Origin of the sequence: Alteromonas sp. MmMcT2-2, assembly GCF_022348305.1 — a bacterium.
In the GTDB taxonomy this organism is placed as follows: domain Bacteria; phylum Pseudomonadota; class Gammaproteobacteria; order Enterobacterales; family Alteromonadaceae; genus Alteromonas; species Alteromonas macleodii.
The window spans coordinates 20,077-44,699 of sequence record NZ_JAKRFA010000016.1 but is presented as its reverse complement, the minus strand read 5'-3'; the positions used below and the strand labels follow the sequence as shown (position 1 = coordinate 44,699).

The 24,623-nt window shown below is 44.2% G+C and carries 23 protein-coding genes and 1 pseudogene; 15 read left to right on the top strand and 9 right to left on the bottom strand.

The window, feature by feature from the left end:
- Positions 1–3 precede the first annotated feature (3 nt).
- Positions 4–1,179: an acetyl-CoA C-acyltransferase gene (locus tag MHM99_RS11260; RefSeq protein WP_014949162.1), complete on the bottom strand. Its 1,176-nt coding sequence runs from the start codon at positions 1,177–1,179 to the stop codon at positions 4–6.
- 352 nt (positions 1,180–1,531) lie between these two features.
- On the opposite strand from MHM99_RS11260, the gene MHM99_RS11255 reads away from it, so the two are divergent.
- The 7 genes from MHM99_RS11255 (at position 1,532) to MHM99_RS11225 (ending at position 9,991) form a co-directional block, all read left to right on the top strand.
- Positions 1,532–1,939 carry a MerR family DNA-binding transcriptional regulator gene (locus MHM99_RS11255; RefSeq protein ID WP_014949161.1) on the top strand — a complete coding sequence of 136 codons (408 nt, stop codon included), beginning with the start codon at positions 1,532–1,534 and terminating at the stop codon, positions 1,937–1,939.
- The gene (locus MHM99_RS11250) at positions 1,936–3,105 is read left to right on the top strand and encodes an isovaleryl-CoA dehydrogenase (RefSeq protein WP_014949160.1); all 1,170 of its coding nucleotides are present in this window, start codon (positions 1,936–1,938) and stop codon (positions 3,103–3,105) included. The genes MHM99_RS11255 and MHM99_RS11250 overlap by 4 nt, the downstream gene beginning before the upstream one ends.
- Before the next feature lie 257 nt (positions 3,106–3,362).
- A complete protein-coding gene (locus MHM99_RS11245; RefSeq protein ID WP_014949159.1) occupies positions 3,363–4,970 on the top strand; it encodes a carboxyl transferase domain-containing protein in 1,608 nt (535 codons plus the stop codon).
- 11 nt (positions 4,971–4,981) lie between these two features.
- Positions 4,982–5,782, top strand: coding sequence for an enoyl-CoA hydratase/isomerase family protein (locus tag MHM99_RS11240; protein WP_014949158.1), 801 nt, complete (start codon positions 4,982–4,984; stop codon positions 5,780–5,782).
- Positions 5,772–7,790, top strand: a complete 2,019-nt coding sequence (locus tag MHM99_RS11235; protein ID WP_239219358.1) for an acetyl/propionyl/methylcrotonyl-CoA carboxylase subunit alpha — start codon at positions 5,772–5,774, stop codon at positions 7,788–7,790. The genes MHM99_RS11240 and MHM99_RS11235 overlap by 11 nt, the downstream gene beginning before the upstream one ends.
- Before the next feature lie 4 nt (positions 7,791–7,794).
- The gene (locus tag MHM99_RS11230; RefSeq protein WP_080986391.1) at positions 7,795–8,691 is read left to right on the top strand and encodes a hydroxymethylglutaryl-CoA lyase; all 897 of its coding nucleotides are present in this window, start codon (positions 7,795–7,797) and stop codon (positions 8,689–8,691) included.
- Positions 8,692–9,304: 613 nt separating this feature from the next.
- Positions 9,305–9,991 (top strand): hypothetical protein, encoded by a 687-nt coding sequence (locus tag MHM99_RS11225; protein ID WP_231514273.1) that lies wholly within the window; start codon positions 9,305–9,307, stop codon positions 9,989–9,991.
- A gap of 6 nt (positions 9,992–9,997) precedes the next feature.
- On the opposite strand, the gene MHM99_RS11220 is transcribed toward MHM99_RS11225, so the two are convergent.
- Both MHM99_RS11220 and MHM99_RS11215 read right to left on the bottom strand, forming a co-directional pair.
- Positions 9,998–11,152 (bottom strand): MFS transporter, encoded by a 1,155-nt coding sequence (locus MHM99_RS11220; RefSeq protein ID WP_061485637.1) that lies wholly within the window; start codon positions 11,150–11,152, stop codon positions 9,998–10,000.
- A 76-nt stretch (positions 11,153–11,228) separates the two neighbouring features.
- Positions 11,229–11,762 carry an SRPBCC family protein gene (locus MHM99_RS11215; protein WP_014976267.1) on the bottom strand — a complete coding sequence of 178 codons (534 nt, stop codon included), beginning with the start codon at positions 11,760–11,762 and terminating at the stop codon, positions 11,229–11,231.
- A gap of 848 nt (positions 11,763–12,610) precedes the next feature.
- Between MHM99_RS11215 and glgC the strand changes: the two genes are divergently transcribed.
- Positions 12,611–13,897, top strand: a complete 1,287-nt coding sequence (gene glgC / locus MHM99_RS11210; RefSeq protein ID WP_014976266.1) for a glucose-1-phosphate adenylyltransferase — start codon at positions 12,611–12,613, stop codon at positions 13,895–13,897.
- 69 nt (positions 13,898–13,966) lie between these two features.
- On the opposite strand, the gene MHM99_RS11205 is transcribed toward glgC, so the two are convergent.
- On the bottom strand, positions 13,967–14,779 hold the full coding sequence (locus MHM99_RS11205; RefSeq protein ID WP_239219356.1) for an alpha/beta hydrolase: 813 nt from the start codon (positions 14,777–14,779) through the stop codon (positions 13,967–13,969).
- Positions 14,780–14,850: 71 nt separating this feature from the next.
- Positions 14,851–16,173, bottom strand: a complete 1,323-nt coding sequence (locus MHM99_RS11200) for an MFS transporter (protein WP_049586506.1) — start codon at positions 16,171–16,173, stop codon at positions 14,851–14,853.
- A 169-nt stretch (positions 16,174–16,342) separates the two neighbouring features.
- Between MHM99_RS11200 and MHM99_RS11195 the strand changes: the two genes are divergently transcribed.
- A complete protein-coding gene (locus MHM99_RS11195) occupies positions 16,343–17,158 on the top strand; it encodes a thioesterase family protein (protein ID WP_239219354.1) in 816 nt (271 codons plus the stop codon).
- A gap of 39 nt (positions 17,159–17,197) precedes the next feature.
- Here the strand turns inward: MHM99_RS11195 and MHM99_RS11190 are convergent, their stop codons facing one another.
- Complete coding sequence (locus MHM99_RS11190) at positions 17,198–18,043, bottom strand: HDOD domain-containing protein (protein WP_239219352.1); 846 nt, start codon at positions 18,041–18,043, stop codon at positions 17,198–17,200.
- A gap of 489 nt (positions 18,044–18,532) precedes the next feature.
- Between MHM99_RS11190 and MHM99_RS11185 the strand changes: the two genes are divergently transcribed.
- Positions 18,533–19,822: a glycosyltransferase gene (locus tag MHM99_RS11185; RefSeq protein ID WP_239219350.1), complete on the top strand. Its 1,290-nt coding sequence runs from the start codon at positions 18,533–18,535 to the stop codon at positions 19,820–19,822.
- Between the two features lie 21 nt (positions 19,823–19,843).
- Here the strand turns inward: MHM99_RS11185 and MHM99_RS11180 are convergent, their stop codons facing one another.
- Together MHM99_RS11180 and MHM99_RS11175 are read right to left on the bottom strand one after the other, a co-directional pair.
- Complete coding sequence (locus MHM99_RS11180; protein ID WP_239219348.1) at positions 19,844–20,236, bottom strand: SufE family protein; 393 nt, start codon at positions 20,234–20,236, stop codon at positions 19,844–19,846.
- A 16-nt stretch (positions 20,237–20,252) separates the two neighbouring features.
- Positions 20,253–20,648, bottom strand: a complete 396-nt coding sequence (locus MHM99_RS11175) for a DUF2750 domain-containing protein (protein WP_039227089.1) — start codon at positions 20,646–20,648, stop codon at positions 20,253–20,255.
- Positions 20,649–20,966: 318 nt separating this feature from the next.
- Between MHM99_RS11175 and MHM99_RS11170 the strand changes: the two genes are divergently transcribed.
- The 5 genes and pseudogenes from MHM99_RS11170 to MHM99_RS21380 all read left to right on the top strand — a co-directional run.
- Positions 20,967–21,686 carry a hypothetical protein gene (locus tag MHM99_RS11170; RefSeq protein ID WP_061485629.1) on the top strand — a complete coding sequence of 240 codons (720 nt, stop codon included), beginning with the start codon at positions 20,967–20,969 and terminating at the stop codon, positions 21,684–21,686.
- 181 nt (positions 21,687–21,867) lie between these two features.
- Positions 21,868–22,677 carry an exodeoxyribonuclease III gene (gene xthA / locus MHM99_RS11165; protein WP_187446438.1) on the top strand — a complete coding sequence of 270 codons (810 nt, stop codon included), beginning with the start codon at positions 21,868–21,870 and terminating at the stop codon, positions 22,675–22,677.
- Between the two features lie 43 nt (positions 22,678–22,720).
- Positions 22,721–23,362: an energy-coupling factor ABC transporter permease gene (locus MHM99_RS11160; protein ID WP_110287957.1), complete on the top strand. Its 642-nt coding sequence runs from the start codon at positions 22,721–22,723 to the stop codon at positions 23,360–23,362.
- A 111-nt stretch (positions 23,363–23,473) separates the two neighbouring features.
- Positions 23,474–23,851, top strand: a complete 378-nt coding sequence (locus MHM99_RS11155; protein WP_239219346.1) for a hypothetical protein — start codon at positions 23,474–23,476, stop codon at positions 23,849–23,851.
- Positions 23,842–24,015, top strand: a pseudogene (locus tag MHM99_RS21380) (ATP-binding protein); the annotation flags it as partial. The gene MHM99_RS11155 and the pseudogene MHM99_RS21380, both read left to right, overlap by 10 nt.
- Before the next feature lie 24 nt (positions 24,016–24,039).
- Here MHM99_RS21380 and MHM99_RS11145 read toward each other — a convergent pair.
- The gene (locus MHM99_RS11145; RefSeq protein WP_014949139.1) at positions 24,040–24,603 is read right to left on the bottom strand and encodes a phosphoribosyltransferase family protein; all 564 of its coding nucleotides are present in this window, start codon (positions 24,601–24,603) and stop codon (positions 24,040–24,042) included.
- Between the last annotated feature and the right edge of the window lie 20 nt (positions 24,604–24,623).

Genomic DNA, 24,623 nt, shown 5'->3' with positions numbered 1-24,623 from the left:
GGCTTAGAGCATTTCAACGGCAAGCGCTACACCCTCACCACCACCAATACATAAAGATGCGATACCTTTGCGACCACCGCGTTGCTTTAGCGCGTGAAGTAGTGTTACCAAAATGCGCGCACCAGAGGCGCCAATGGGGTGACCCAATGCACAAGCGCCGCCTTTTACGTTTACTTTACTTTCATCTAGTCCAAGCTTCTTGACAGCCAACATGGTTACCATGGCGAAGGCTTCGTTAATTTCGAAAAGATCGACTTCTTCTTTCGTCCAACCTGCTTTATCCAGCACTTTTTCCATAGCGCCAACAGGCGCAACGGTGAAGTTTTCAGGTTCAATAGAATTTGTAGCGTGAGCAACCACGCGCGCAAGCGGTGCTAGACCAAGTTCATTTGCTTTGCTTTCGCTCATTACAACCAGTGCCGCTGCACCATCAGAGATTGAGCTTGAGTTAGCAGCCGTGACTGTACCGTCTTTTTTGAAAGCCGGTCTTAGTGTTGGAATTTTTTCTGGGCGAGCGGAACCTGGGCCTTCATCGGTATCAACAACGGTATCGCCCTTACGAGAAGAGACTGTCACGGGTACTATTTCATCGACGAAAGTTCCGCTGTTTATTGCTTCATGTGCCTTGGAAAGCGAGCTTAGAGCAAACTCATCCATTTCACCGCGAGAAATATTTTCTTCATCAGCAGTATCCTGTGCGAAGCAGCCCATTGCTTTGCCGTCATAGGCATTTTCCAGACCGTCTAACATCATATGATCAAGTACTTGACCATGACCCATACGATATCCCGTTCTAGCTTTAGGCAACATATATGGCGCATTACTCATGCTTTCCATCCCGCCTGCCACGACTGCTGTCGCACTGCCTGCTTTAATTAAGTCGTGGGCCATCATTACCGCTTTTAAGCCCGACCCGCATACTTTGTTGATAGTTGTCACACCTGCACTTAGCGGAAGCCCCGCCCCCAGTGACGCTTGTCTCGCCGGAGATTGACCAAGACCAGCAGGTAATACACACCCCATGATGACTTCATCAATTACAGAGACATCCATCTCTTCACAGGCTGCTTTAATCGCAACTTCTCCAAGTTTGGTCGCAGCAAGCGAAGATAAATTACCGTTGAAACCACCCATTGGTGTGCGCTTAGCCGCGACAATAACTACTGATTCGTTACTCATAACCGTGCCCTTAAAATTCATTAAAATTATAGAGTTAAGTGAAGAAAGCTACGTAGATGTATACAAAAGTAAACACCCCTAACAGCTACAACGTCTTGCCTTCACCATGAAAAATTGACGTTAGCAAAATGTTACTTTACCTTAACGTAAAATGTAATTAACGTTAACGTAAACCTGTACTAAGTATGTGTCAACCAAACACTACGTTTTAATATAGCGGTATATAAAACCATCTACCTTAAAACGATAGTGCTATTGCAATGACATCCAACCTACTACAGAGAATTTAATTACAATGACACCCACGTCAAAACAAGGGTGTTAATCAGCGCTGAAATACAAGGTACGTGTAATGAGCAAGTACGACGACGAAACAACATATGCAATAGGCGAACTCGCTCGAGAGTTTGACATTACTCCTCGTTCAATTCGTTTTTACGAAGAACAAGGCCTAATGTCACCGTCAAGAACGGGACAAAATCGCGTCTATCTGAACAAAGATAGAGTGCGCTTAAAGCTGATCTTGCGAGGAAAACGACTAGGATTTTCCCTTGCTGAAGTCAAAACACTGTTCGACATGTACGACACCAACCCCAATTCGGCTATTCAGTTAGAAGCCATGCTCGAAATGACTGAACAGAAAAGAGCGGTGCTTAAACAGCAGCTAGAAGACATCCAGATGTTAATGACTGAACTGGATGATGTTGAAGCACGTTGCCGTGAAGAACTCGCAGAACTCAAACGAGGAAATATCGCATGAACACCTCCTACCCTACTTTAAATTTTGGACTTGGCGAAGACATCGAGATGTTACGTGATCAGGTCTATCAATTTGCACAAAATGAGATTGCTCCTCTTGCTGAACAAGCAGACGCAGACAACCAATTCCCAAACCAATTGTGGACAAAACTTGGCGATATGGGCCTATTGGGCGTTACAGTTTCAGAGCAATATGGTGGCTCTGATATGGGCTACCTTGCGCATACTATCGCAATGGAAGAAGTTAGCCGCGCGTCAGGTGGTATCGGTTTGAGCTATGGCGCACATTCGAATCTTTGTGTTAACCAGATCTTTAAAAACGGTAATGATGCCCAGCGTGAAAAGTACCTACCTAAGTTAGTAAGCGGTGAGCATATTGGTGCACTGGCAATGAGTGAACCTAATGCAGGTTCGGACGTTGTTAGCATGAAATTGAAGGCTGAAAAACGCGGCGACAAATACATCCTTAACGGCAACAAGATGTGGATCACAAACGGTCCTGATGCACATACATTTGTTATCTACGCTAAGACCGACCCTAACGCAGGGCCAAGAGGGATCACAGCGTTTATCGTAGAGCGCGATTTCCCTGGCTTTAGCCGCGCACAGAAACTCGACAAACTAGGTATGCGCTCTTCTAATACCTGTGAATTAGTTTTCGAAGATTGCGAAGTACCAGCTGAGAACATTCTTGGCAAAGAAGGCGAAGGTGTTCGCGTACTTATGAGCGGCCTAGATTACGAGCGCCTTGTTTTATCAGGTGGCCCGCTAGGCATTATGCAATCGTGCATGGATATCGTAGTACCTTACATTCACGACCGTCAGCAGTTTGGCCAATCAATTGGTCAATTCCAGCTAGTACAAGGCAAAGTAGCTGACATGTACACGCAAATGAATGCCGCACGCGCGTATGTCTACACCGTTGCACAGTCATGCGATCGCGGTGAAACAACGCGAAAAGATGCCGCTGGCGCTATCCTTTATTCAGCGGAACTAGCAACCAAAATGGCGCTGGATGCTATTCAGCTACTTGGCGGTAATGGCTACATCAACGAATACCCGACGGGACGATTATTACGTGATGCCAAGCTTTATGAAATTGGCGCAGGAACGTCTGAAATTCGCCGAATGCTTATAGGCCGCGAGCTTTTTAACGAATCGAAGTAATACGGAGTTCTGGGTGGAAACAAACTTCGTTTGAAACAGGGAAAGCTTAGGCATTCCCTGTGTTATAGAAGTTAGAAAGACACCCGCCCTACTCCATTTTAAGTAGATTTAGAAAAGCTGAACTTTATTAATAGGCTAATGAATTGCAAAGACACCCACCGCAGCGAAAGCGCTTAGCATGGGTGTCTCGCTAATCATCTTGCTAACTAGTGGCTAACGCGACAGCCGGTCGCATAGGCCCAACACAAGGAGGGGTTATGCCCGTTCTTCGCTCAAGTATAAATACGAAATCTGAAACATTTATCGCAAATGCCGAGCACATGCAGGCTCAGGTAAATGATCTCCTCGAAAAAATCGAACAAATTTGCCAAGGTGGCGGTGAAAAAGCGGCGGAGCGCCACGTGTCTCGAGGAAAACTTCTACCTCGCGACCGAATCAACGCACTGATTGACCCAGACACGCCTTTCCTAGAAATAGGCCAGCTGGCTGCATGGGAAGTCTACGAAGACTATGTACCTTGTGCCGGAGTCGTTGCCGGTATCGGTATCGTTGCAGGTATCGAGTGTATGATTGTAGCTAACGATGCTACTGTAAAAGGCGGGACGTACTACCCCCTTACCGTGAAAAAGCACCTTCGTGCTCAGACTATCGCAGAGCAAAATAACCTACCTTGTATTTACTTAGTAGATTCAGGTGGCGCTAACTTACCTCGCCAAGATGATGTATTCCCAGATAGAGAGCACTTTGGTCGCATCTTTTTTAATCAAGCGAATATGTCTGCTAAGAATATTCCTCAAATTGCGGTAGTAATGGGTTCCTGTACAGCTGGTGGTGCTTATGTTCCCGCCATGGCTGATGAAAGCATTATCGTTAAAGAACAAGCGACTATTTTTCTGGGCGGCCCACCGCTTGTTAAAGCTGCAACAGGTGAAGTTGTTACCGCAGAAGAGCTTGGCGGTGGTGACGTTCATACTCGAATTTCGGGCGTTGCCGACCATCTCGCCAACAACGACCACCACGCACTCTCATTAGCGCGTAATGCTGTCTCCAGACTAAACCGAAAGAAGCCAGAATGCCTAGATGTGGCCGAGGTAAAACCTCCACGCTACGACACCAAAGAAATCTACGGCATTGTGCCTGCTGATAGTCGTCATACATACGATGTAAGAGAAATCATTGCGCGTGTTGTGGATGACTCAGACTTTGATGAGTTCAAACCGCTTTACGGCACAACCTTGGTTTGTGGTTTTGCGCGCATTTTCGGTTTCCCCGTAGGCATTGTGGCTAACAACGGCATACTTTTCGGTGAAAGCGCGCTTAAAGGTGCTCATTTTGTCGAACTATGCGCCATGCGAAAAATCCCTCTCGTGTTTTTGCAAAACATCACAGGCTTTATGGTCGGTAAGCAATACGAGCATGGCGGTATCGCAAAACACGGCGCAAAAATGGTAACCGCCGTTGCATGTGCGAATGTACCAAAGCTCACAGTGCTTATCGGCGGAAGTTTCGGTGCAGGTAACTACGGCATGTGCGGCAGAGCCTATGATCCACGCTTCCTTTTCATGTGGCCAAACGCTCGAATTTCTGTAATGGGTGGTGAACAAGCTGCTGGCGTTCTCGCTCAAGTTAAGCGCGACCAAAAAGAGCGCTCAGGCGAATCATGGTCTGCAGAAGAAGAAAAGGCATTTAAACAACCTGTTATCGATACGTACGAAAAACAAGGGCATCCATACTATGCGTCTGCAAGGCTTTGGGATGATGGCGTTATTGACCCAGCGGATACTCGATTAGTGCTTGGCCTATCGCTTTCAGCGGCGCTTAACAAGCCTATCGAAGACACCCAATTTGGCATATTTAGAATGTAGGAGTGCAGGTAATGGAACAATCAGTAATTTACAGCGTAGATGAAAGAAACATTGCCACTGTTACTTTAAACAGAGCTGAAAAACATAATGCCTTTGACGACGAAATGATAAACGAGCTTACTCGCGTTTTTAAAAAAGCGGGGGAAGATAAAAGCGTTAGGGCACTAATCCTGAGAGCTGAAGGCAAAAGTTTCAGTGCAGGAGCCGATCTTAACTGGATGAAAAAAATGGCCAGTTATACCGAAGCGCAAAATGAAAGTGATGCACTTGCATTAGCAACCATGCTGCAGACGCTTTATAAAATGCCGAAGCCCACGATAGCAAGAGTACAAGGTGCAGCTTTTGGCGGTGCTGTTGGTTTAATTGCATGTTGCGATATTGCTATTGGAAGCAAGCTCAGTAAATTTTGCTTAAGTGAAGTTAAAATTGGCCTTATTCCAGCAACCATCAGCCCTTACGTGGTTGAAGCTATGGGCGCACGAGTATGCCGACGCTACTTCCAGACCGCTGAAGTATTTTCTGCGCGCAGAGCAAGACGACTCGGACTTTTGAGCGAATCAGTAACAGAAGACGAACTCGATAGCACTATCGACAATATTTTATCAAACATACTGAAAAACGGCCCCCAAGCAGTGGCGAAAGCAAAAGACTTAGTGCAATGGGTGTCTACGCAAGAGATTAACGATGCGCTTCTCACAAAGACGAGCAAACTTATCGCACAAGTTAGGACATCTGAAGAAGGTCAAGAAGGTCTGTCAGCCTTTTTAGAAAAGCGCAGTGCTTCATGGGTGGAGGTTAAGAATGATAAATAAATTACTAATTGCAAACCGTGGTGAAATTGCTTGCCGCGTTATAAAGACAGCCAACACTCAAGGTATAAAGACAGTCGCCGTTTACTCTGACGCCGACAAAAATGCCCTTCATGTACAAATGGCTGATGAAGCTGTTTATCTAGGGCCATCTCCGTCGAAGAAAAGTTATTTACGAGGCGAGTTGATCATTGAAAAAGCAAAGGAGCTTGGTGTAGACGCTATCCACCCAGGCTACGGCTTTCTCTCAGAAAATGCTGAGTTTGCGAATCTATGCGCCAAAAACAATATTATCTTTGTAGGCCCACCAGCATCTGCAATTGAAGCGATGGGTTCTAAGTCTGCCGCCAAACACATTATGGAAAAAGCTGGTGTTCCTTTGGTTCCAGGCTATCACGGCGACGATCAAAGTGAAGCGGTATTAAAAGGCGCTGCCGATGAAATGGGATACCCAGTTCTATTAAAAGCCGCTGCTGGCGGTGGCGGTAAGGGCATGCGCCAAGTGTGGAGTGAAAAAGAGTTTTCTCAAGCATTAAATGCAGCCAAACGTGAATCTATGGCGAGCTTTGGTGACGACCATATGCTGGTTGAAAAGTACCTGACGCGCCCTCGTCATGTTGAAATTCAAGTTTTCTGTGACACCCATGGTAACGGCGTATACCTTTTTGAACGTGATTGTTCGGTTCAACGCCGACACCAAAAGATTATTGAAGAAGCCCCTGCCCCCAATATGTCTCAGTCAGTGAGAGAAAAAATGGGTGAAGCGGCGATACTCGCGGCGAAAGCCATTAACTACGTAGGTGCGGGAACGGTTGAGTTTTTACTTGATGAAGACGATTCATTTTACTTCATGGAAATGAATACACGCTTGCAAGTAGAGCATCCTGTGACAGAAATGATCACCCGTGAGGATTTGGTTCACTGGCAATTAACTATTGCCGAAGGAAAGCCCCTTCCTAAACAACAAAATGAACTCACCTTAACAGGACACGCATTCGAAGCGCGCATTTATGCTGAAGATCCAAACAACGAGTTTCTACCTTCTACCGGCACGCTGCGCCTGTTACGCACACCAAAAGAAAATGACGTAGTTCGCGTTGACACAGGTGTCGTTGAAGGTGATGAGGTAAGCGTTTTTTACGACCCAATGATTGCCAAGCTTGTGGTTTGGGGAGAGAACCGTGAGATAGCGCTCAAACGCTTAATTAGTGCATTGGGTGACTACTATATTGACGGTGTAAGCACAAACATCGACTTCTTAAAGCGTGTCGCAACACACCCTGCGTTCGTTGCCGCTGAGCTTACAACTACGTTTGTGGAGAAACACCATGATTCGTTGTTTAGCGCGACAAGTGAGGATGCAGCTAGCGATGACACCCAAGTAAATATTCCTGTGATGGCATTGCTTTCACTTTTAAATAGAAAAGTTTCTAGAAGCGATAAAACCCCATCTGTTTGGTCAACCGTCGGTGCGTGGCGCGCTAACGCAAATCATACAGAAATTCTCACCTTGCTTTGCAACCAAGAAGAAGTGCATGTTGGGGTCAAACACCAGCGTCACGGAACTGAAGATGCTTGGGAGCTATCTGTTGGAGACAATTCCTATAACGTTAAAGGCAAGCTGGTAGATAGTGCTTTGCATGCAACAATTAATGGGTACAAATCAACATTTACGTATTCAGATAATGATGGCGTGTTTACACTCTTCAACAAAGACACCCATGCTAAGTTCAGCCTAATCTCAGCATCTCTTGGTGATGATAACGATGATAATGGCGACGCTAATTTCAGTGCCCCGATGAACGGAACCATAGTGGCGCATTTGGTCGAAAAGGGTGTGTTGGTCAAAAAAGGGGAGCCTATACTAGTTATGGAAGCGATGAAAATGGAGCACAGCATCATTGCCCCGCACGATGGTGCAGTGGAAGAGTTCTTTTTCAATCCCGGTGAACTAGTTGACGGTGGCGCAACACTGTTGGCGTTCTCCACTAAAGAAGCTGCCGAGGTTTGATGTGATGTTTCCTAAAGAAGTGAGTATTGTTGAAGTAGGTCCTCGAGATGGCCTTCAGAATGAAAAGCAGGCCTTAAGCGCCGAACAAAAGATTGAACTTATTCAACTTCTTTCTAAAACTGGCCTTAACCGTATCGAAGCAGGAAGCTTTGTATCACCCAAATGGGTGCCCCAAATGGCAAACTCGGATGCGGTTTTTAAGGCGCTTAGCCCCGAAGACAAGATTCATTATTCTGCATTGACACCCAACCTTAAGGGCTTGGAAACAGCCATTGAAGCGGGTGCGAAAGAGGTTGCAGTATTCGGTGCTGCCTCTGAGTCCTTTTCACAAAAGAACATTAACTGCTCTATAAGCGAGAGCTTAAAGCGTTTCGAGGCTGTGTTTGACCTGGCAAGCGAAAGCAAAATCAAAGTGAGGGGCTACGTTTCATGTGTAATGGGGTGTCCTTATGAAGGTGAAATTTCACCTAGTGCCGTTACACAGGTGAGTAAGGAACTTATTGACATGGGGTGTTACGAAGTATCCCTTGGCGATACTATCGGCGTAGGCACACCAATGTCTACAAGACTACTATTAGATGAAGTATTGAAAGAGATTAATGTCAGCAAAGTTGCCGCCCATTTTCATGATACTTATGGACAAGCGCTAGTGAATTTATACACTGCCCTTGGATACGGCATCTCATCAATTGATTCAGCTGTTGCAGGACTTGGAGGCTGCCCGTATGCCAAAGGAGCAAGTGGAAATGTTGCAACGGAAGACGTCCTATATATGTTGAACGGTATGGGTATATCAACAGGTATAGAAATGACGAAATTGTTAAAAGCGTCTTCTTACATTTCAGAACTTTTAGGCCGCTCTCCCGTGTCGAAAGCAGCTAATGCGCTTCTAGCAAAATAAAAAACTGATGGGGGGATGCGGCAATGCGCCCCCTCTACCCTCTAAGAAAGACACCCACCCTAATTGTGAAGTTTCACGTAAAATCACCGTTTATGTAATGGATGTCTTTATAAGTTTATCGGCACAAACTCATAAATACATTCTTTCACGCTCAGCAAGTTAGCTTTGCATTGGATGTCTCTTCAAATATTCATTACTTTTCAGCGAAAAGTCTTACGTTGGGTGTCTCTTCTAGAACAAAACAAGTCCATCGGTCAGGTCACAACTGAATATTCACAATGCTAAGGTCACACAATGACTAATTACCTTGCATTTATCTAACATGGCTCAAAGCAGAAAATCCCTCATTAGTTTAAAAGATACACCCTACTATCATTGTATATCTCGCTGCGTGCGCCGTAGCTACCTCTGCGGGTACGACCGAAACAATAGAGTTAGTTACGAGCATCGAAAATCGTGGGTAGAACAACGGCTGTTATTTTTGAGCCGGGTATTCGCGATAGATATTTGTGCTTACGCTGTTATGAGTAACCATGTCCATATCGTTTTATGCGTGAATAAAGAGGCAGCGCTCTCATGGTCATTACAAACTGTGTTACATCAATGGCATAAAATGCACAAAGGAACCGTACTTACTCAAAAGTTTATGAAGGGCGAGATCTTGAGCGAAAGTGAGTATGAGACAGTTAAAAGTACTGCTGATGTGTATAGAAAAAGGCTCTACGACATAAGCTGGTTCATGAGAAATTTAAACGAGTATATTGCGAGAAAAGCAAACGAAGAGGACGATTGTACTGGCAGATTTTGGGAAGGTCGCTTCCGTTCACAAGCATTGCTAACAGAAAAAGCTCTACTTTCATGTATGGCATATGTTGACTTAAACCCTATACGCGCAAAGGTCGCAACGGGCTTACAAGACTCATATCACACAAGCATTAATAAAAGATTGAACACGAGTATTTCACAAAACAAGACAATAAAAGGGTTAATGCCATTAAAGAGCCACCAACGATGCAGAAACACTCGCGGCTTAGATTTCACATTGAATGACTATTGCGATCTTCTTAACCAGTCAATCCAACTGTTGCGCAACACCGATTCGATAGCCGCTCAAACGAGACCCATTCAACATGTAAAACCTCTTGGTGTATGCCAACATCATTGGCATCACATTATCAGTGATTTCGAAAACGTGTTTTCAGTCGCGGCAGGAGACGGTTCATCTATGCGGAAGTTCCAAGCAAATACTAAAAGAAAACGAATGGCCAAAATATCTTCGGCAGCGATATGCTTTGACTAAACCATTCTACTTCTCGTCAGGTAAGATAACAGTAGTGATAATTGCCAGTAACAGCATACCAGCCATAATATAAACCACTGAAAAGGTTAAAACAGGGGTTAATGCAGCGTAAAGTGCACCGAATGCTAATAAAATCATACCTATAGCCGTGTTTGAGAAGCCAACCAGCTCTGTTCTTTCATGGCCTTCTTTAACATCTAAACTATATGTTTTCCGTCCGGTTCTTACGCCAGCATGGGATACCGATAACAAGAAAAACAACAGTGCAGAGGTTACAATCGGCGTCGTTTGCAATGTAAGCAAACCAATGCATGAAATTATTGCGAGTACCCCTGAAATTTGGAGTGTTAACTTTGCGCTTTTGTCTGCAATCTTTCCCCAAATTATTGATGATAAAAGAGCAGCAGTTGCTTCGGCTCCTATATAAATAGGAAGCAGCTCTTTTACATCTCCATTTTTTTCTATCATAAAATAAGGCGCAACCAAGGCTGAGTGAACGAAAAGCCCTCTTACCAAAATGAATTTGTAAACCGTGGCGTCGAAGTCAATACTAAACGCTTTCTCCTCTTTATCACCCACATCTACCGTCGTTTTAACAGGCCATACACATATAAGGGTCAAAACAAATGATAAAAGACTCCCGAACAAGACTATCAGCAGCACGTTCGAAGAAAGAGAGCCGTCGTAAATTGTCAAAGGTATAGCGATAACAAGGGTGACCATGCCTGAAACGGTAGATGCAATTCCGATTAGGTTACCCCGCTCACCTTTCGTAGCTACATCAGCCTCCATATCTTTCACGGTAAGAGAACAGGCAGAGCGACCCAGGCTCAGGAAGACAAGCGAAATAAGTATCAAGGTACCCGCCAAGCCCCCCGAAAATGAAATGGCCGCGATCAGCATACAGAAAACTGAAAGCGTTTGTGTGAGCATACCGACACGCCAAACCAAGTGCCGCTGAGTATGTTTTCGAAGATAAATGCTAATAAGTACTTGAGGCAGAAGCGCGCCCGACTCTCTAATTGGAACCAGCCAGCCTATCATCCAAACTGGTGCGCCAATGCTAATAAGAAGTGCGGTCAAGGTTGTTTTAGCAGAGATCAGTAGGTCGGCTAGTTTATTAAGCGAAAGGCCTGTAATAAGTAATTTTTTTTGTTTCATGGAAGGTAAGCATGCACCGCAATTCGATTGAACATATACGGTGCACTTATCCAGTCAGATCAGAAAGTTATATGCCCTACCCAGCGTTTTCAGCGAGTATTTTAAGATTTTCTAGGCCCATTTCGAAATCCGGACCAATCATGCTGTCCATCATCAAAGCAAAATATTTGTTTATAGGGTTATTGTCTACCGAGCCTTCATCTCTCCAGGTTACAAGAGAACCATTTTCTGTGGGCTCAATTTCTACGACGCCCGATGAACCCATGTCAAAATCGGGAAAATATAATCGGTACATCACACGTCTGTTATGCTCTAGTTGCGTAATCTCCATTTCTCCATTTCCCTCGGTTTCACTTAACCACTCGGAACGCATCCCAATAGCCCTATCAGGCCCTGAATAATCAAGTTTCATATCAGGATCACGCTTGAACCATACGCCCCATTTCTTCCACTCTTTCAAATCAACGACATAGGGATATATTTCTGATGGCTGAGCATCAATATTAATTGTTCTTTCAACGCTGTAATCTTTAGGAATAAAAAAGCTTGTTGCGACAAATAATACGATAACAACACCTACGACCATTAAGAGTTTTTTTAACGCTCCCATCTGAGACTCCATAAAAGAATTGCCCCTTCAAATATAACATTTAATTAACATTTGTCACTTAAAGATCTTTCTTGCTCATTTTACTGTTAGATAGACACCCATCCCCTCATGTTTAACGCAGTTGAAAGCAAATTTATACTCAAAATAACTATTATGAGCCTTCTCTTTCGCGTTACCGAGAAAGGACACTCAGCAATAAAACCTTATGATGCATGAAGTAACCACTTCGTTTATCGAGCAAAGTGTAGACTAACTTTCTACAGTTTAAAAATGGGTGTCTACACAGTGATTTGCTTTGATCGAGGGTCTCTTCTGGATGCGCATGATGAAATTGAGTTGCGTGTCTCGCTAACTTTTTTATCGTCAAATTTACTAAGTAACTAACTCATAGTAGCGATGGGTATCATGCTAAAATTTTAATTCAAGAAGCCTATTCCAGTTTAAGAATAAGAGATAGGGGTGGGTGTCTTTGTAAGAGCAATGGGTGTCATGCTAATACTTTAATTCTAGAAGCCTATTCCAGCTTAAGAATAAAAGATAGGGGTGGGTGTCTTTGTAAGAGCAACAGTTGAATGCCATTGGATGAGATTAAGGGAATTAGGATGGGTGTCTCTGTAAGGGCGAGAGCCCCCCAACCTACAATTTTTTAAAAACATTTACCATTTCATCACAAAGCATGAAAATCGCGCTGTCATTCTAAATTATCTTGTGTAATATGGATTTAGGTTATCAAGAATGCCTGTTCAATCAGGCCTATCATGCATAGCGCAGTCAATCGCAACACTTCGTTTTCTTTTTATATTTCTATCGATACACCGTTGTCGCTTTATTACAGGAGTTTATAGGAAATGGCAGATCAAAGTTCTCGTTACATTAGTAACCTTACTCGCGATACATATGCGCTCATCCTCGCGGGTGGTAAAGGTTCTAGACTACACGAGCTCACTAATTGGCGAGCCAAACCGGCACTTTATTTCGGCGGTAAATTTAGAATTATCGATTTCCCGCTATCAAATTGTGTTAATTCAGGTATCCGTCGAATAGGCGTGGTTACTCAATACAAGTCACATTCTCTTATTCGTCACTTGGTTCGCGGTTGGGGTCATTTCAAAAAAGAACTTGGCGAATCTGTAGAAATCCTACCCGCTTCTCAACGTTTCTCCGACAGTTGGTATGAAGGAACCGCAGACGCGGTCTTCCAAAACATAGATATCATTCGTGATGAGCTGCCAAAATATGTCATGATCCTTTCAGGCGACCACATCTACCGTATGGACTACGGTGATATGTTGGCCAAGCACAAAGAGTCTGGTGCAAAAATGACGGTTTCATGTATGTCAGTGCCCTTGGAAGAAGCCGCGGGTGCGTTTGGCGTTATGTCGGTTGATGAAAACTATCGTATTAACGGATTTGAAGAGAAGCCAGCTAACCCGACTCCACTTCCTAATGACCCAACGCGCTGCTTAGCATCTATGGGCAATTACGTGTTTGATACAGAGTTTCTATTCGAGCAATTACGTGTTGATGCTGAAAATATGGGCTCTCAGCGAGACTTTGGTAAAGACATCATTCCATCAATCATCGCCGACCACCCAGTATACGCCTATCCTTTTGAGAAAAGTGGCGGAGACAACGCCTATTGGCGCGATGTAGGTACAATCGACTCATTTTGGGAAGCCAATATGGAAATGGTTGCTCCTGTACCTCAATTGAACCTCTACGATAGAAAATGGCCCATATGGACATACCAAGAGCAACTGCCACCAGCAAAATTTGTTTGGGAAGACCACGACAGACGTGGTGAAGCGATTAACTCCGTAGTTTCTGGGGGTTGTATAATTTCAGGCTCTACACTTCGTTCATCTATTTGCTTTTCCAATGTACGCGTACATTCCTATGGCCTTATTGAAGACGCCGTTATTCTTCCTGATGTGGAAATTAAACGCCATTGTAAGCTGAAAAAGGTAATTATCGATCGAGGTTGTGTCATTCCTGAAGGTACTACAATTGGTTACGATCACGAGCAAGACAAGGCACGTGGATTCCGCGTATCTGAAAAAGGCGTGGTACTGGTGACGCGAGAAATGCTAGGTCAGCCCGTGGGTGGTCTTAGCAAGCCTAGAAAGCACGACTAACTCATTTATCCTAATGCTATGGCGAGATTGATTTTGGCGTTAAAACGCTTAAATCAATCTCTGTAATATTTAATTCGCCTCATTATTCCAATGCGTTAATGTACGCTCAATAAAGCTCGCTACCTGCTCAGGGTGTTCTAGTGGAAACATATGCCCACCATCGAGCACGCTATGCTCAATAGCATTATGCGTCAGAAGCCGCGAGTACATTTCTGGCTTACACACGTTACTTTTGCTTCCAGTCGCCAATACGGCCGGACACTTAAGCTTTCCTTTATATTTACCCAAATTGTGCGGAACATTGCGAAACAAATCTGCTTCTACTTCTGCACGAAATGTGAGTGAAATATTGTCCCCCTTCAAGGCGGTTACAGATTTTACATAATCGCGCACGCATCGTTTATCCATATCCCTAAACAATGCTTTGCTGTGAAAGTACGCCACCATATCAGTATTGCTTGGCCAGCTGGTCTTGCGTGTTTGCGCAAGTTTCGCTGGCGTTAGCTTGTTAATTAACGGCGTGTGTTTCGCGAATTTAAAAAAGTAACTTAACGGGCCAACAACAAGTGGCGGATCGAATAAAATAATGCCTCTGAACAGCTCTGGCGCCTCGCATGCCGCCATGTAGGTAATTACAGCACCAAATGAATGCCCAATACCATACACGCCTCGCGGATCCTTGTTCTCTTTTTTTATATGCTTGATGAGTTCTTGAACTTGATTGCGCCAGTTACCATTCACTGGAAGCTGAGGATCGTGTCCAAAGCGCTCAACATGAAGACGATGAAAGTGATCAGGTAACGCTGAAAACATCGCACTATAACTACCTGCGGGAAATCCATTTGCATGGGCAAAATGAAAACTCAACTCTGACGACGTCACCAAAACACTCCTTTATACTCAAACAACAAAGGGGCTTTAAATCAGCCCTTTAGCATGAAAGTTCGATAATACTATAAGCCTCTGGCTTCTGCCATTTCCCAATCTTTTACAATCTTCGTGCTCGTCCATAAGAACACGGCAATAGAAAGCGCGTAAGGAACTACCAGGTAGATGAGTGCCTGTCTCAATGCCTCCGTCTCGCCTAAAGATGGCACCAATGCTTGGCTAATAATACCCGTCAGCGTTGGGCCACCGCCCAGCGCAATGATGTTCAATACGAAGAAGAACAACGCTGTCGACATGGCTCTTACGTTTATTGGAGCTAGTGTCTGTGCCATCGCAAAACTTGGCCCTAGGTATGAACCACTGGTGAATAACAACAGCGCCATGAGCCCTACTGATAGCCACAAATCTTGCACTTGTAACGATGCATAAAATGCCGGCACACCAATAATAAGTGCGATAGCGGGCAATAACGCATAAGCTTTTTTATTGTGCTTACCCCATCTATCAGCAATGTAGCCTCCTAGCCATACACCGAGCGCATAGGCGGTGCCATTGATAATGCCAAAAACGATTAGCAACTGTGTAATATCTAAACCCGCAAAGGCGCGAACGTAGTAATCAATTACCCATGTCGATATGGCATAGTTACCGAATGATCCAAAGGAAATACCCAGTGCCATTCCCCACCACGTCGGAATTTTCAGTAACATCTTGAGCGACGACTTTACACTCGGCTTATTCGCATCATCTGCGCTTGGTAAAGAGACCGTTCTGGCAGGTTCCTTGATCGTGAGCTTAAGCAAAATAGCCAGTAACACCCCTGGAATACCTACGCTGTACATTACCGTTCGCCAGTCGGCAGAGCCGCCCTGTAAAAAGAACGCTGATGCAAAGAACGCAAGCATGACGCCAAAAGGAATACCTAAAGAGTATATTGCGAGCGCGCCCGCGCGTTTTTCTTTAGGGAATAAGTCAGAAATAATACTGTGGGACGGAGGACTACCACCCGCTTCACCAATGCCGACACCAATACGTGCTATGGCAAGCTGCATGTAATTGGCTGCTAACCCAGATGCAGCGGTAAAACCACTCCAAAGCGTTAGAGAGATCGCAATGATATTAACGCGGCTGTACCTGTCGGCAAGCCATGCAATTGGGATCCCCATCACGGTATAAAGTAGCGCAAAGTAGATGCCTTTAAGCCACCCAAGTTGGGCGTCATCTAACCCCAAATCGGCTTTAATAAAAGGAGATAGAATCCCAATGATTTGCCTGTCTATAAAGTTAAAGGCATACACCAAGGTTAATATGAATAGAACGTAATTCCGGTAACTTCTAGATGCTCCTGCTTCTGCAGCGGGAATACCTTCAACGTGAGTATGGGCCATAACAGTCCTTTTAAGTGACAATAGCCCAGTCTATGCATTAGGCAAAAAAATAAACAACTAATTGTTACTTATTTGTTAACATAACGAAAATTTCTAACTGAGGCTTTTCGTTCTATAGCGCTTAAGGTACGATGACAAACACTTAACTCATCAGACCAGACAAGCAAATATGACAGTAGATGAATTGCTCAATATTCCTCAATTATCTCAAACTTCGGAAAACACATGGAAAGTTGATGGACTAGTTATCCCTAAGACGTGGGGACAGGGACGAACTGCGTTTGGAGGAATTTCTGCCGGTATGCTTTACACCGCAGTAAAGCAGCAAGTCACTGATAATCGCGTGCTGCGCTCTTTTACCACTAACTTTGTTGGTCCCCTATCTCTTGAAATGCCTTTTTCTATCGAAGTAACGCTACTTAGAACAGGGAAAAATGTCTCTCAGTTCACTGCTCATGCTATTCAAGACGGCAAAAGCTGTGTTTTTTCGCAAGCCTGTTTTGGTGTTGCGCGTCAGTCAGGTATTCAAGTTGAGAATACAGATACACACGACATGTCTCAGCCGAATAAAGCAAAGTTCATCCCGCAAATACCTAAAGTTACGCCTAAATTCTTACGCTATTTTGATTTGGCAATTGAAGATGGCGGCATTCCATTTACGCGCAGAAAAACCAGCCATTATCACGGCTTTATGCGCTTCAAGCAGCCCCCCGAAGCCATCACTGATGCACATATCATTACTATGATCGACGCATGGCCACCTACACTTTTACAAATGATGAAGCTTCCGGCACCAGCCAGTACTGTAAGTTGGAACTTGGAATTTATCCATCCTCACAAGCCGGTAAGCCCGACAGACTGGTTTGCTTATAAAGCTCACACAAGACAAGCTGCAGATGGTTATGGCCATACTGAAGCGACGATTTGGGATAAGGATAATGAAGTGATTGCCATCAGTAGGCAAACCGTAGCGATTTTCGACTGATCGCTACGGCATTTCGAAAAGCACGTTAAAAACGTTACGTTAATACAGCATAAACGCGTTAGGGTTAAACAGGGAAATTACCGAAATACACTGCAGGTTGGTTATATCTAGCGCGTCTTCTAAATCTTCGCGATTAAGCGACAATGCCTCATGCAATTCTGGCTTTAAGTTGTGATAACTCGGGTAGATCTCAGGGTTAACGTTATCGAGTGCCAACACATATGAGAGTTGTAGAATCTTCTCATCTGTTGAAGCAGACTCCTCTTCTTCTTTGTGGATACTGGCAATTGGCGTATAAATAGAGCTTGGAATACCCCACTTTTCAATTAATCTTGCCGATAATTCCGCGTACGTGAACCCTAGCACTCCAAATTGAAGTTCAGCAGGACTTACTCTGGTGTTGAATGCCTGACAACGGGTTGCCGACTCAGGCAAAACCGAAACGGTTACCAGCTCGCCTATGTTGTGAAGCAGCCCCGAAACAAAGAGTCGCTCAGGCTCACGAATATTGCGCATATCGGCAAAGTATTTTGCCAAGAGACCGCACGATACACTTTGCTCCCAAAACTTGTCGAGATCGATACGTTGACCGTCTACATCACTGAATGCTTGGCTTACGCCATAAGCCAGTGCCAAGTCGTAAGTGGAGCGAGTCCCCACTACCTGGATGGCTCTTGTGACGGTGTCTATTTTATTAGGAAAACGATAGAGCGCTGAGTTTGCTACTCTTAGCAATTGCGTTGCCAATGACGGATCGAAAGCAATAATATCGCCGATGTCGTCAATGCTTGAAGCTTCATCATCCATACAAGCTTTAAGTCGAGTTACCGAATCAGGTAAAACAAAGAGGTTTTCCGCTTTCGAAACTAATTCATCTAAATTCATTCGTGCACTCTCTTTCATGCCGCCTTTGTCAATATAGCGTTGAAGGCACCTCCATTCGCCTTGTGTCCATTAAGGTATAGGCACAAAAATGTAGTTGGTCAATAAGTATCAACTAGTAAAAAAGTATGATTTCTTTACTAATCATTAAGTTAACCTGAATCCTTCATAAGCCGTGATACCGCGGGGCTCATTTTCAATTTGAAAATCTTGCTTTACGCTGAACATCAACAATTCACGCAACGCCGCTGATACGCACTGCCCTCGTGTATTCAGCGCATCTCTGGAAGGCCTGTATTATAGCTTTTTGCCCCTTTTTACATACAAATAATTCTAATACACAGAAAAACTTAGGGTAATTACCTATAAGAATTAGATTTTCTAAGGAACACTTGCTTTTGTAATGACCAATTCAAATTTATGGTAGTATTTGCATACTATTCACTATGCCCTTGATGGCATAATTCTTAAAGCAAAAGTTGTAATCCATCCATGTTAAATGTCGCTGTTATCGGTTATGTGTGGCCTGAGCCAAATTCTTCGGCCGCGGGCCAAAATATGTTAGCTATTATTAAGCGTTGCTTATCTGCCGATTTCAATGTGACATTTCTGACCGCTGCCACCGATAGCGACCATAAAGAAGACCTTACAGCATTAGGCGTTGATGTGCATTCTGTGGCATTGAATTGTAGTTCTTTTAATAGCCAAATAGCGCATATAAAGCCTGACGTTGTTATATTCGACCGCTACATGACAGAAGAGCAATTTTCTTGGCGAGTAAAAGAAGCGTGCCCAGATGCACTTCGAGTTTTAAACACTGAAGATTTGCACAGCCTGCGTCAGGCTAGGCACGAAGCGGTAAAACAGGACAATGATGCTCGCCTTGCTCAGTTAAATAGCGAATTGGCGCAAAGAGAAGTTGCAGCAATACTAAGAAGCGACCTTACATTAGTAATTTCAAAACGAGAAATGGCGCTTTTGACGGAACATTACGGTGTACCTAGAGCGCAGCTCCAATACCACCCTCTTGTGGTAGGAAAAACGCCCCTCGTCACGCTTTCTTTTGAGGAAAGAGCGCACTTTGTTCATATTGGGAACTTTCGCCATGCGCCTAATTGGGACGCGGTCCTGCAACTTAAGCAAAGCATATGGCCTGAGATAAGAAAAGCGCTACCTAAAGCAGAATTGCACATATACGGCGCTTACCCGCCTAAAAAGGCCACCCAACTGCACAACGAAAAACAAGGCTTTTTGGTAAAAGGTTGGGCCGAAAATGTGGAGTCTATAATGTTGAGTGCAAAGGCGCTGATCGCTCCTTTACGATTTGGCGCAGGCATTAAAGGCAAACTAATTGATGCGATGCGCTGCGCTACTCCTAGTATCACCACGTGGATAGGCGCAGAAGGTATCACCTCAACCGGTTCAATCACTGCTAATAGCAATATACAGGAAATCGATGATCCAAAGCAGCTAGCGCAATGGCCTGGTGCGCTTTGTAGCGCGAATACAACTGACGCAGCGGTTATTCAAGACTACGTCAGACAAGCTGTGGCACTTCACAATGATAAGTCTACGTGGGATAGCGCTAGTAGCTTAACGGCATCAATACTTAGCTCATTTGAAAGCGAACAGCCCGATGTGCCGTTAATTGAAAGAATCATTGGTTTAAAACAGTCGCTTAACACGCATAGAAACGGTTTATTTATGCAAAGCTTGTTGTGGCATCAAACACTGACAGCGAGCAAGTACATGAGCCAGTGGATTGAAGCAAAAAACAAATAACGGCAGTCACTAGTTTAACGGCTAGATGCCCTTTAATTTAGCTATTACAGATTTAATCCCGTTTCCACGGGACTGACTTAAGTAGCGTTCCAGCTGACAGCGAGACAAATATCTCTCAAAGTCGAATTCACTGCGCTGCTGCGGGGTTAACTCGTTTGCTTTTTCTAACAATACTGCAAGCACGCCGCGAATCACTTTGCTAGGCGAGTAAGCCATCAAACTGCCTTGTTCGTCAAAAGTGGCGAGCCATACCGGGCTTTCACACCCTTCTACTTCTGTTTCAGCCGAACGTTTTTCCGCTGGAAGCGGGACAAGCGATTTACCCGCAAGCATCAGTGTACGAGTAAAATCGTCCCATCCTTTCGCGTTAGCCAAAGATGAAGCCAGAGGAAGCAAAGTTTCGAGAGAACTCATGATCTCTATACCTTGCTTAATTTCCGCTAAGCTCTGAGGCTAAGTCATCTGCAGTCATAACTAGGTTTTCAACATCACTCGTGGTGGGGAACATTACTAGCTCAACGCCATTCTTATCAAGGCCTGGCAACCAAGTTTGCATAAATTCATCGAGTGTAATATTCACGCATTGGCCTTCAATTTCGTTTATATCTACAAACTTTTGAGCTAAATCGTGATGCGGGAATACTGGTAGCTGAACGCTTTCACCACCTTCAAACATCACAAAACCTTCACTACCTTGCACCATCCAAATTTCATTTGCTTTTGCAATATAGCTCACTACAAGCTCTTGTCGGTCTTCTGCACTTAGCTTCATCGCTTGCTCGATAACCGCATCACTTAATTTGTCTGCAACTGTTTCTGGAAACACGTTATTTCACCTATCTCAAATTTTGCGGCAAGTATACCTGCCCCAGTAATAGGCGCAATGCAATAAGCGTTAAAAAAGCCCCCTCGGCTAACCCACTTACAAAGACACCCATCCATAGCTCTTCTTCATCATCAAAAACAATATAAAGAAGACACCCAGGTTTACCCCTGAAATTACGGGAATCATCCCCCGATTGTAACTCGATCAGCCATTACATTATTAACATTGACATTTTTCGCCCGTTACGAAGACACCCATGATAAAGTTAGAGCAAATCATCCAACGCTGTGAAAGCTTAAACGCAAAGACCTTTACCTCATGCGCAATCTATTTACTGCTCTTAAGCAAGACACCCATGCCAACCACGCTATTTTGGAAAATACCTTTCCCTTCTCGATGTACCACAAAGATAGTGAGTTTAGCCATGAGGCCTATCTTGCCATCCTTAACATCATGAGGGTGTTTCACCAAACAACAGCAGCAACCGTAAAACAGGCTGCACTCCAGACCCCTTCCCTTAGCCGCATCGCCTCAATGCTCGATAGCGAAGTTGTTCTACTAGCGCTTAACAATGACACCCACGCGTTGTCGTCCGCAACACTTTCTGCTCAACAACGTTACGATGACACCCATGCCAAGCTCGAACCTACTACAAGAATAAAAAACAAAGATGAGCCTGTCTTAAACGCCCAGGCTATCGCACAGTTAACTCCTTGCTCTAATTCAACCACCAGCCATGCCATCGCAGCCATCTATGTATGGTTGGGCTCATCAATGGGCGCCAACATTATTGTTAGGCGGTTAGAAGCCATGACGTTAGATATTCCTACCGAGTATTATCAAGCGATGGCAGGGTGTGCTAAAGCATGGGTGTCTTTCAAACAAGACGTAGAAACACTCTTACCCGAGCTCGGCCTAGATAATGAAAGCTTTGTTAAGAACGCGGTGCAAGACGCAAATGCTTGGTTTGAGTTTTTGATTTCACTCGGCAAGCGCACGGCACCAAATGACACTCCCTACCATGAGGCAAACGTGTGATTAAGGGATGACTAAATTTATGCTAATGACGAGCCTTTATACACAGCGATTTCACCATTAGCTATAAATAAACTTAATCTAGCCAATCGACTGAATGCATTAATATAGTGGCAAAACGTCGTTAAGCGGCCGTGCAGTTTCTGGTAAACTCTAGCCAAATTCGAAGCAACCACTAAAAAGCATGAAAGTAATCTCATTTAATATAAACGGTATTCGCGCTCGTCTACATCAACTTCAGGCGGTTATCGACGCACACCAACCCGATATTATTGGCTTACAGGAAATTAAAGTTCACAACGAACAGTTTCCGGTAGAAGCCGTTGAGGCCATGGGCTATCACGTTTATTTCCACGGACAAAAAAGCCATTACGGCGTTGCTTTTTTGGCGAAGAAAGAGCCGCTTTCTGTGTCGATGGGTTTCCCAACAGATGACGAAGACGCCCAACGTCGCATGATTATTTTAAAAACCACCGATGATGCTGGCGAGCCCGTTACCGTTCTAAATGGTTACTTCCCTCAGGGCGAAAACGAAAAACATGAAACCAAGTACCCAGCTAAGCGTAAGTTCTACAAAGACTTAATGACTTATTTAGATGATAACCACACACCAGATGACAACGTAATTGTTATGGGCGATGTCAACATCTCTCATACAGACTTGGACATTGGCATTGGTGAAGACAACCGCAAACGTTGGCTGAAAACTGGAAAATGCAGCTTCTTGCCGGAAGAGCGTGAGTGGTTGAACACAGTGATCGATTGGGGCTTTGAAGATAGTTTTCGAACACTCAACCCAGAGACAAACGACAGGTTCTCATGGTTCGATTACCGCTCAAAAGGATTCAACGATAATCGTGGCCTTCGCATAGATTTGATTTTGGCAACAAAACCGCTTCATGCAAAACTACATGACGCCGGTATTGATTATGAGCTGAGAGGCATCGAAAAGCCGTCTGATCACGCGCCTATTTGGGCTGAGTATAAAGGGTAAACAGTACTAAATACTGCTCCCCGCCATTAACTAAGGAGTAAAAGTGAGTTCACTACAACTGTTAGCATTACTGATTTACGGTGTATTTTTACTCGGTGCGGTCAGGCATGTGGACTTTACTCATTTTGCGAGTAACAAGCAGCAGCAACACCTTATTTTTGGTACTGCTGCTTCGCTTTTCGTTCTCTGGTTGTTTAAAGCAGGCATCTTCGAGGGCCTAGATGTTCATTTTTTAGGCCTTTCAGTTTTGACATTAATGCTCGGCTTTAGAAACGCTATTATTGCATCGTTTATCGCGCTACTAGGCGCAAACGCAGTCGGCTACGGAAGTTGGGAAAACTTTGGCGTTAACGGGCTACTCGGCACCGTTGTACCTATTGGCATAACCTATCTATTTTATATGCTTTCTTTTCACCGTATCCCTCGACAACTTTTTGTGTACATTTTTGTTTGTGCCTTTTTCCCTGCCGCTCTTTCTATTGCATTAAAGACGCTAACGCTCGGCGCATTTTATTACATTGAAGGTACATATACTTGGGACATCATTTTTGACAACTACGTTTTGCTTATACCACTTTTGGTCTTTCCTGAAGCTCTGTTAAACGGTATGGCGATAACGCTTTTAGTGATCTACCAGCCAACGTGGGTTTATACCTTTCACGACAAGTTTTACCTCGATAATTAAGTTCTCTTCAACACAGTTACTGTAACTCGTGTAACTCTTCAACTAATGTTTAATAAGCTTTTCCTAATTTCAATCTATTATTAAAGAGTATGGTTGAGTGGTAAAGGCCGAATGTATATACAAACATTTTCGTTGGAGTGTAACGACGCACCTAGTATGGCGTCCGAAATAGATAGGTTATTTAGTGAAAATACACCTTCACTCGTTATTGGCTACGGCAATGCAGACTTACCTTTTAACGAGCTTCAACATGGCCTTAGCGCGTTTACCGCGCCTTATTTCATTTCCAGCTCTTGTTTAGGAGCGCTACTTTGCGACGGCAGTACCGTTGACGCGGGTTGCCAGTTAGCGCTTTTTTGTGTGAATGACGATGGTGGAGCCTACGGCGTTGGAAGTGCAGACGCCTCCTGCTACAGCGCCTTTGAAGCTGGCGCCATCGCATTACAAAATGCGCTAAACAATGCGGGAAGACCTAAGATACTGGATTAGGACTTTATATCTCGTTCTCCATCGTTGAAGCGATGGGGGGAACCATTAGCGTAGAAAGTGAAGTAAACGTAGGCACCACATTTACCCTATCTTTTCCAACGAAGTTGGAAGATAAAAAAACCGCACAAGCGTGCGGTTTTGATACGTTTAACAGCAACTCTTAGTCGCTTATATCAAGCATTTACTCACTACTTTTTGAACAAAATGTCCATAACGTCAGCCAGCTCGCCTTTGCCTTCACGAATTTCTTCTTCCGACAAACCCGCAATTTCATGAGGGAAAACTAGCCATTCATCACTTTCGTTAACGTAATAATCTGGCACGATGTCTGTTGTGTTGTTTTGCGGCTTGTACCACGGACATGCAATGCGAATATCTTTAGGCATGTTCAAACGCATTAGTTTATTAATTTGCTTAATAAGTGCATCTACGCTGCGGCCTGAATCGAAAACATCATCAACAATCAACAACTTGTCATCAGCATTCGCGTTTTCTACCAAGTAGTGTAATCCGTGCACACGGATCTCTTTCGATTGTTTGTTTATTCCGTAGTAAGACGATGTACGTACTGCGATATGGTCGGTTGACGTATTCTTAAATTCAAAGAATTCTTGAACCGCGATACCAATGGGAGCACCACCACGCCAGATACCAATAATAAAGTCAGGGCGAAAGCCGTCTTCATACACCTTTGCCGCTAGGCGAAAGGAATCCTGTAGAAGCGATTGCGAGGTGATAAAATTCTTGTTCATGACGTCTCACTGGGCAAAAT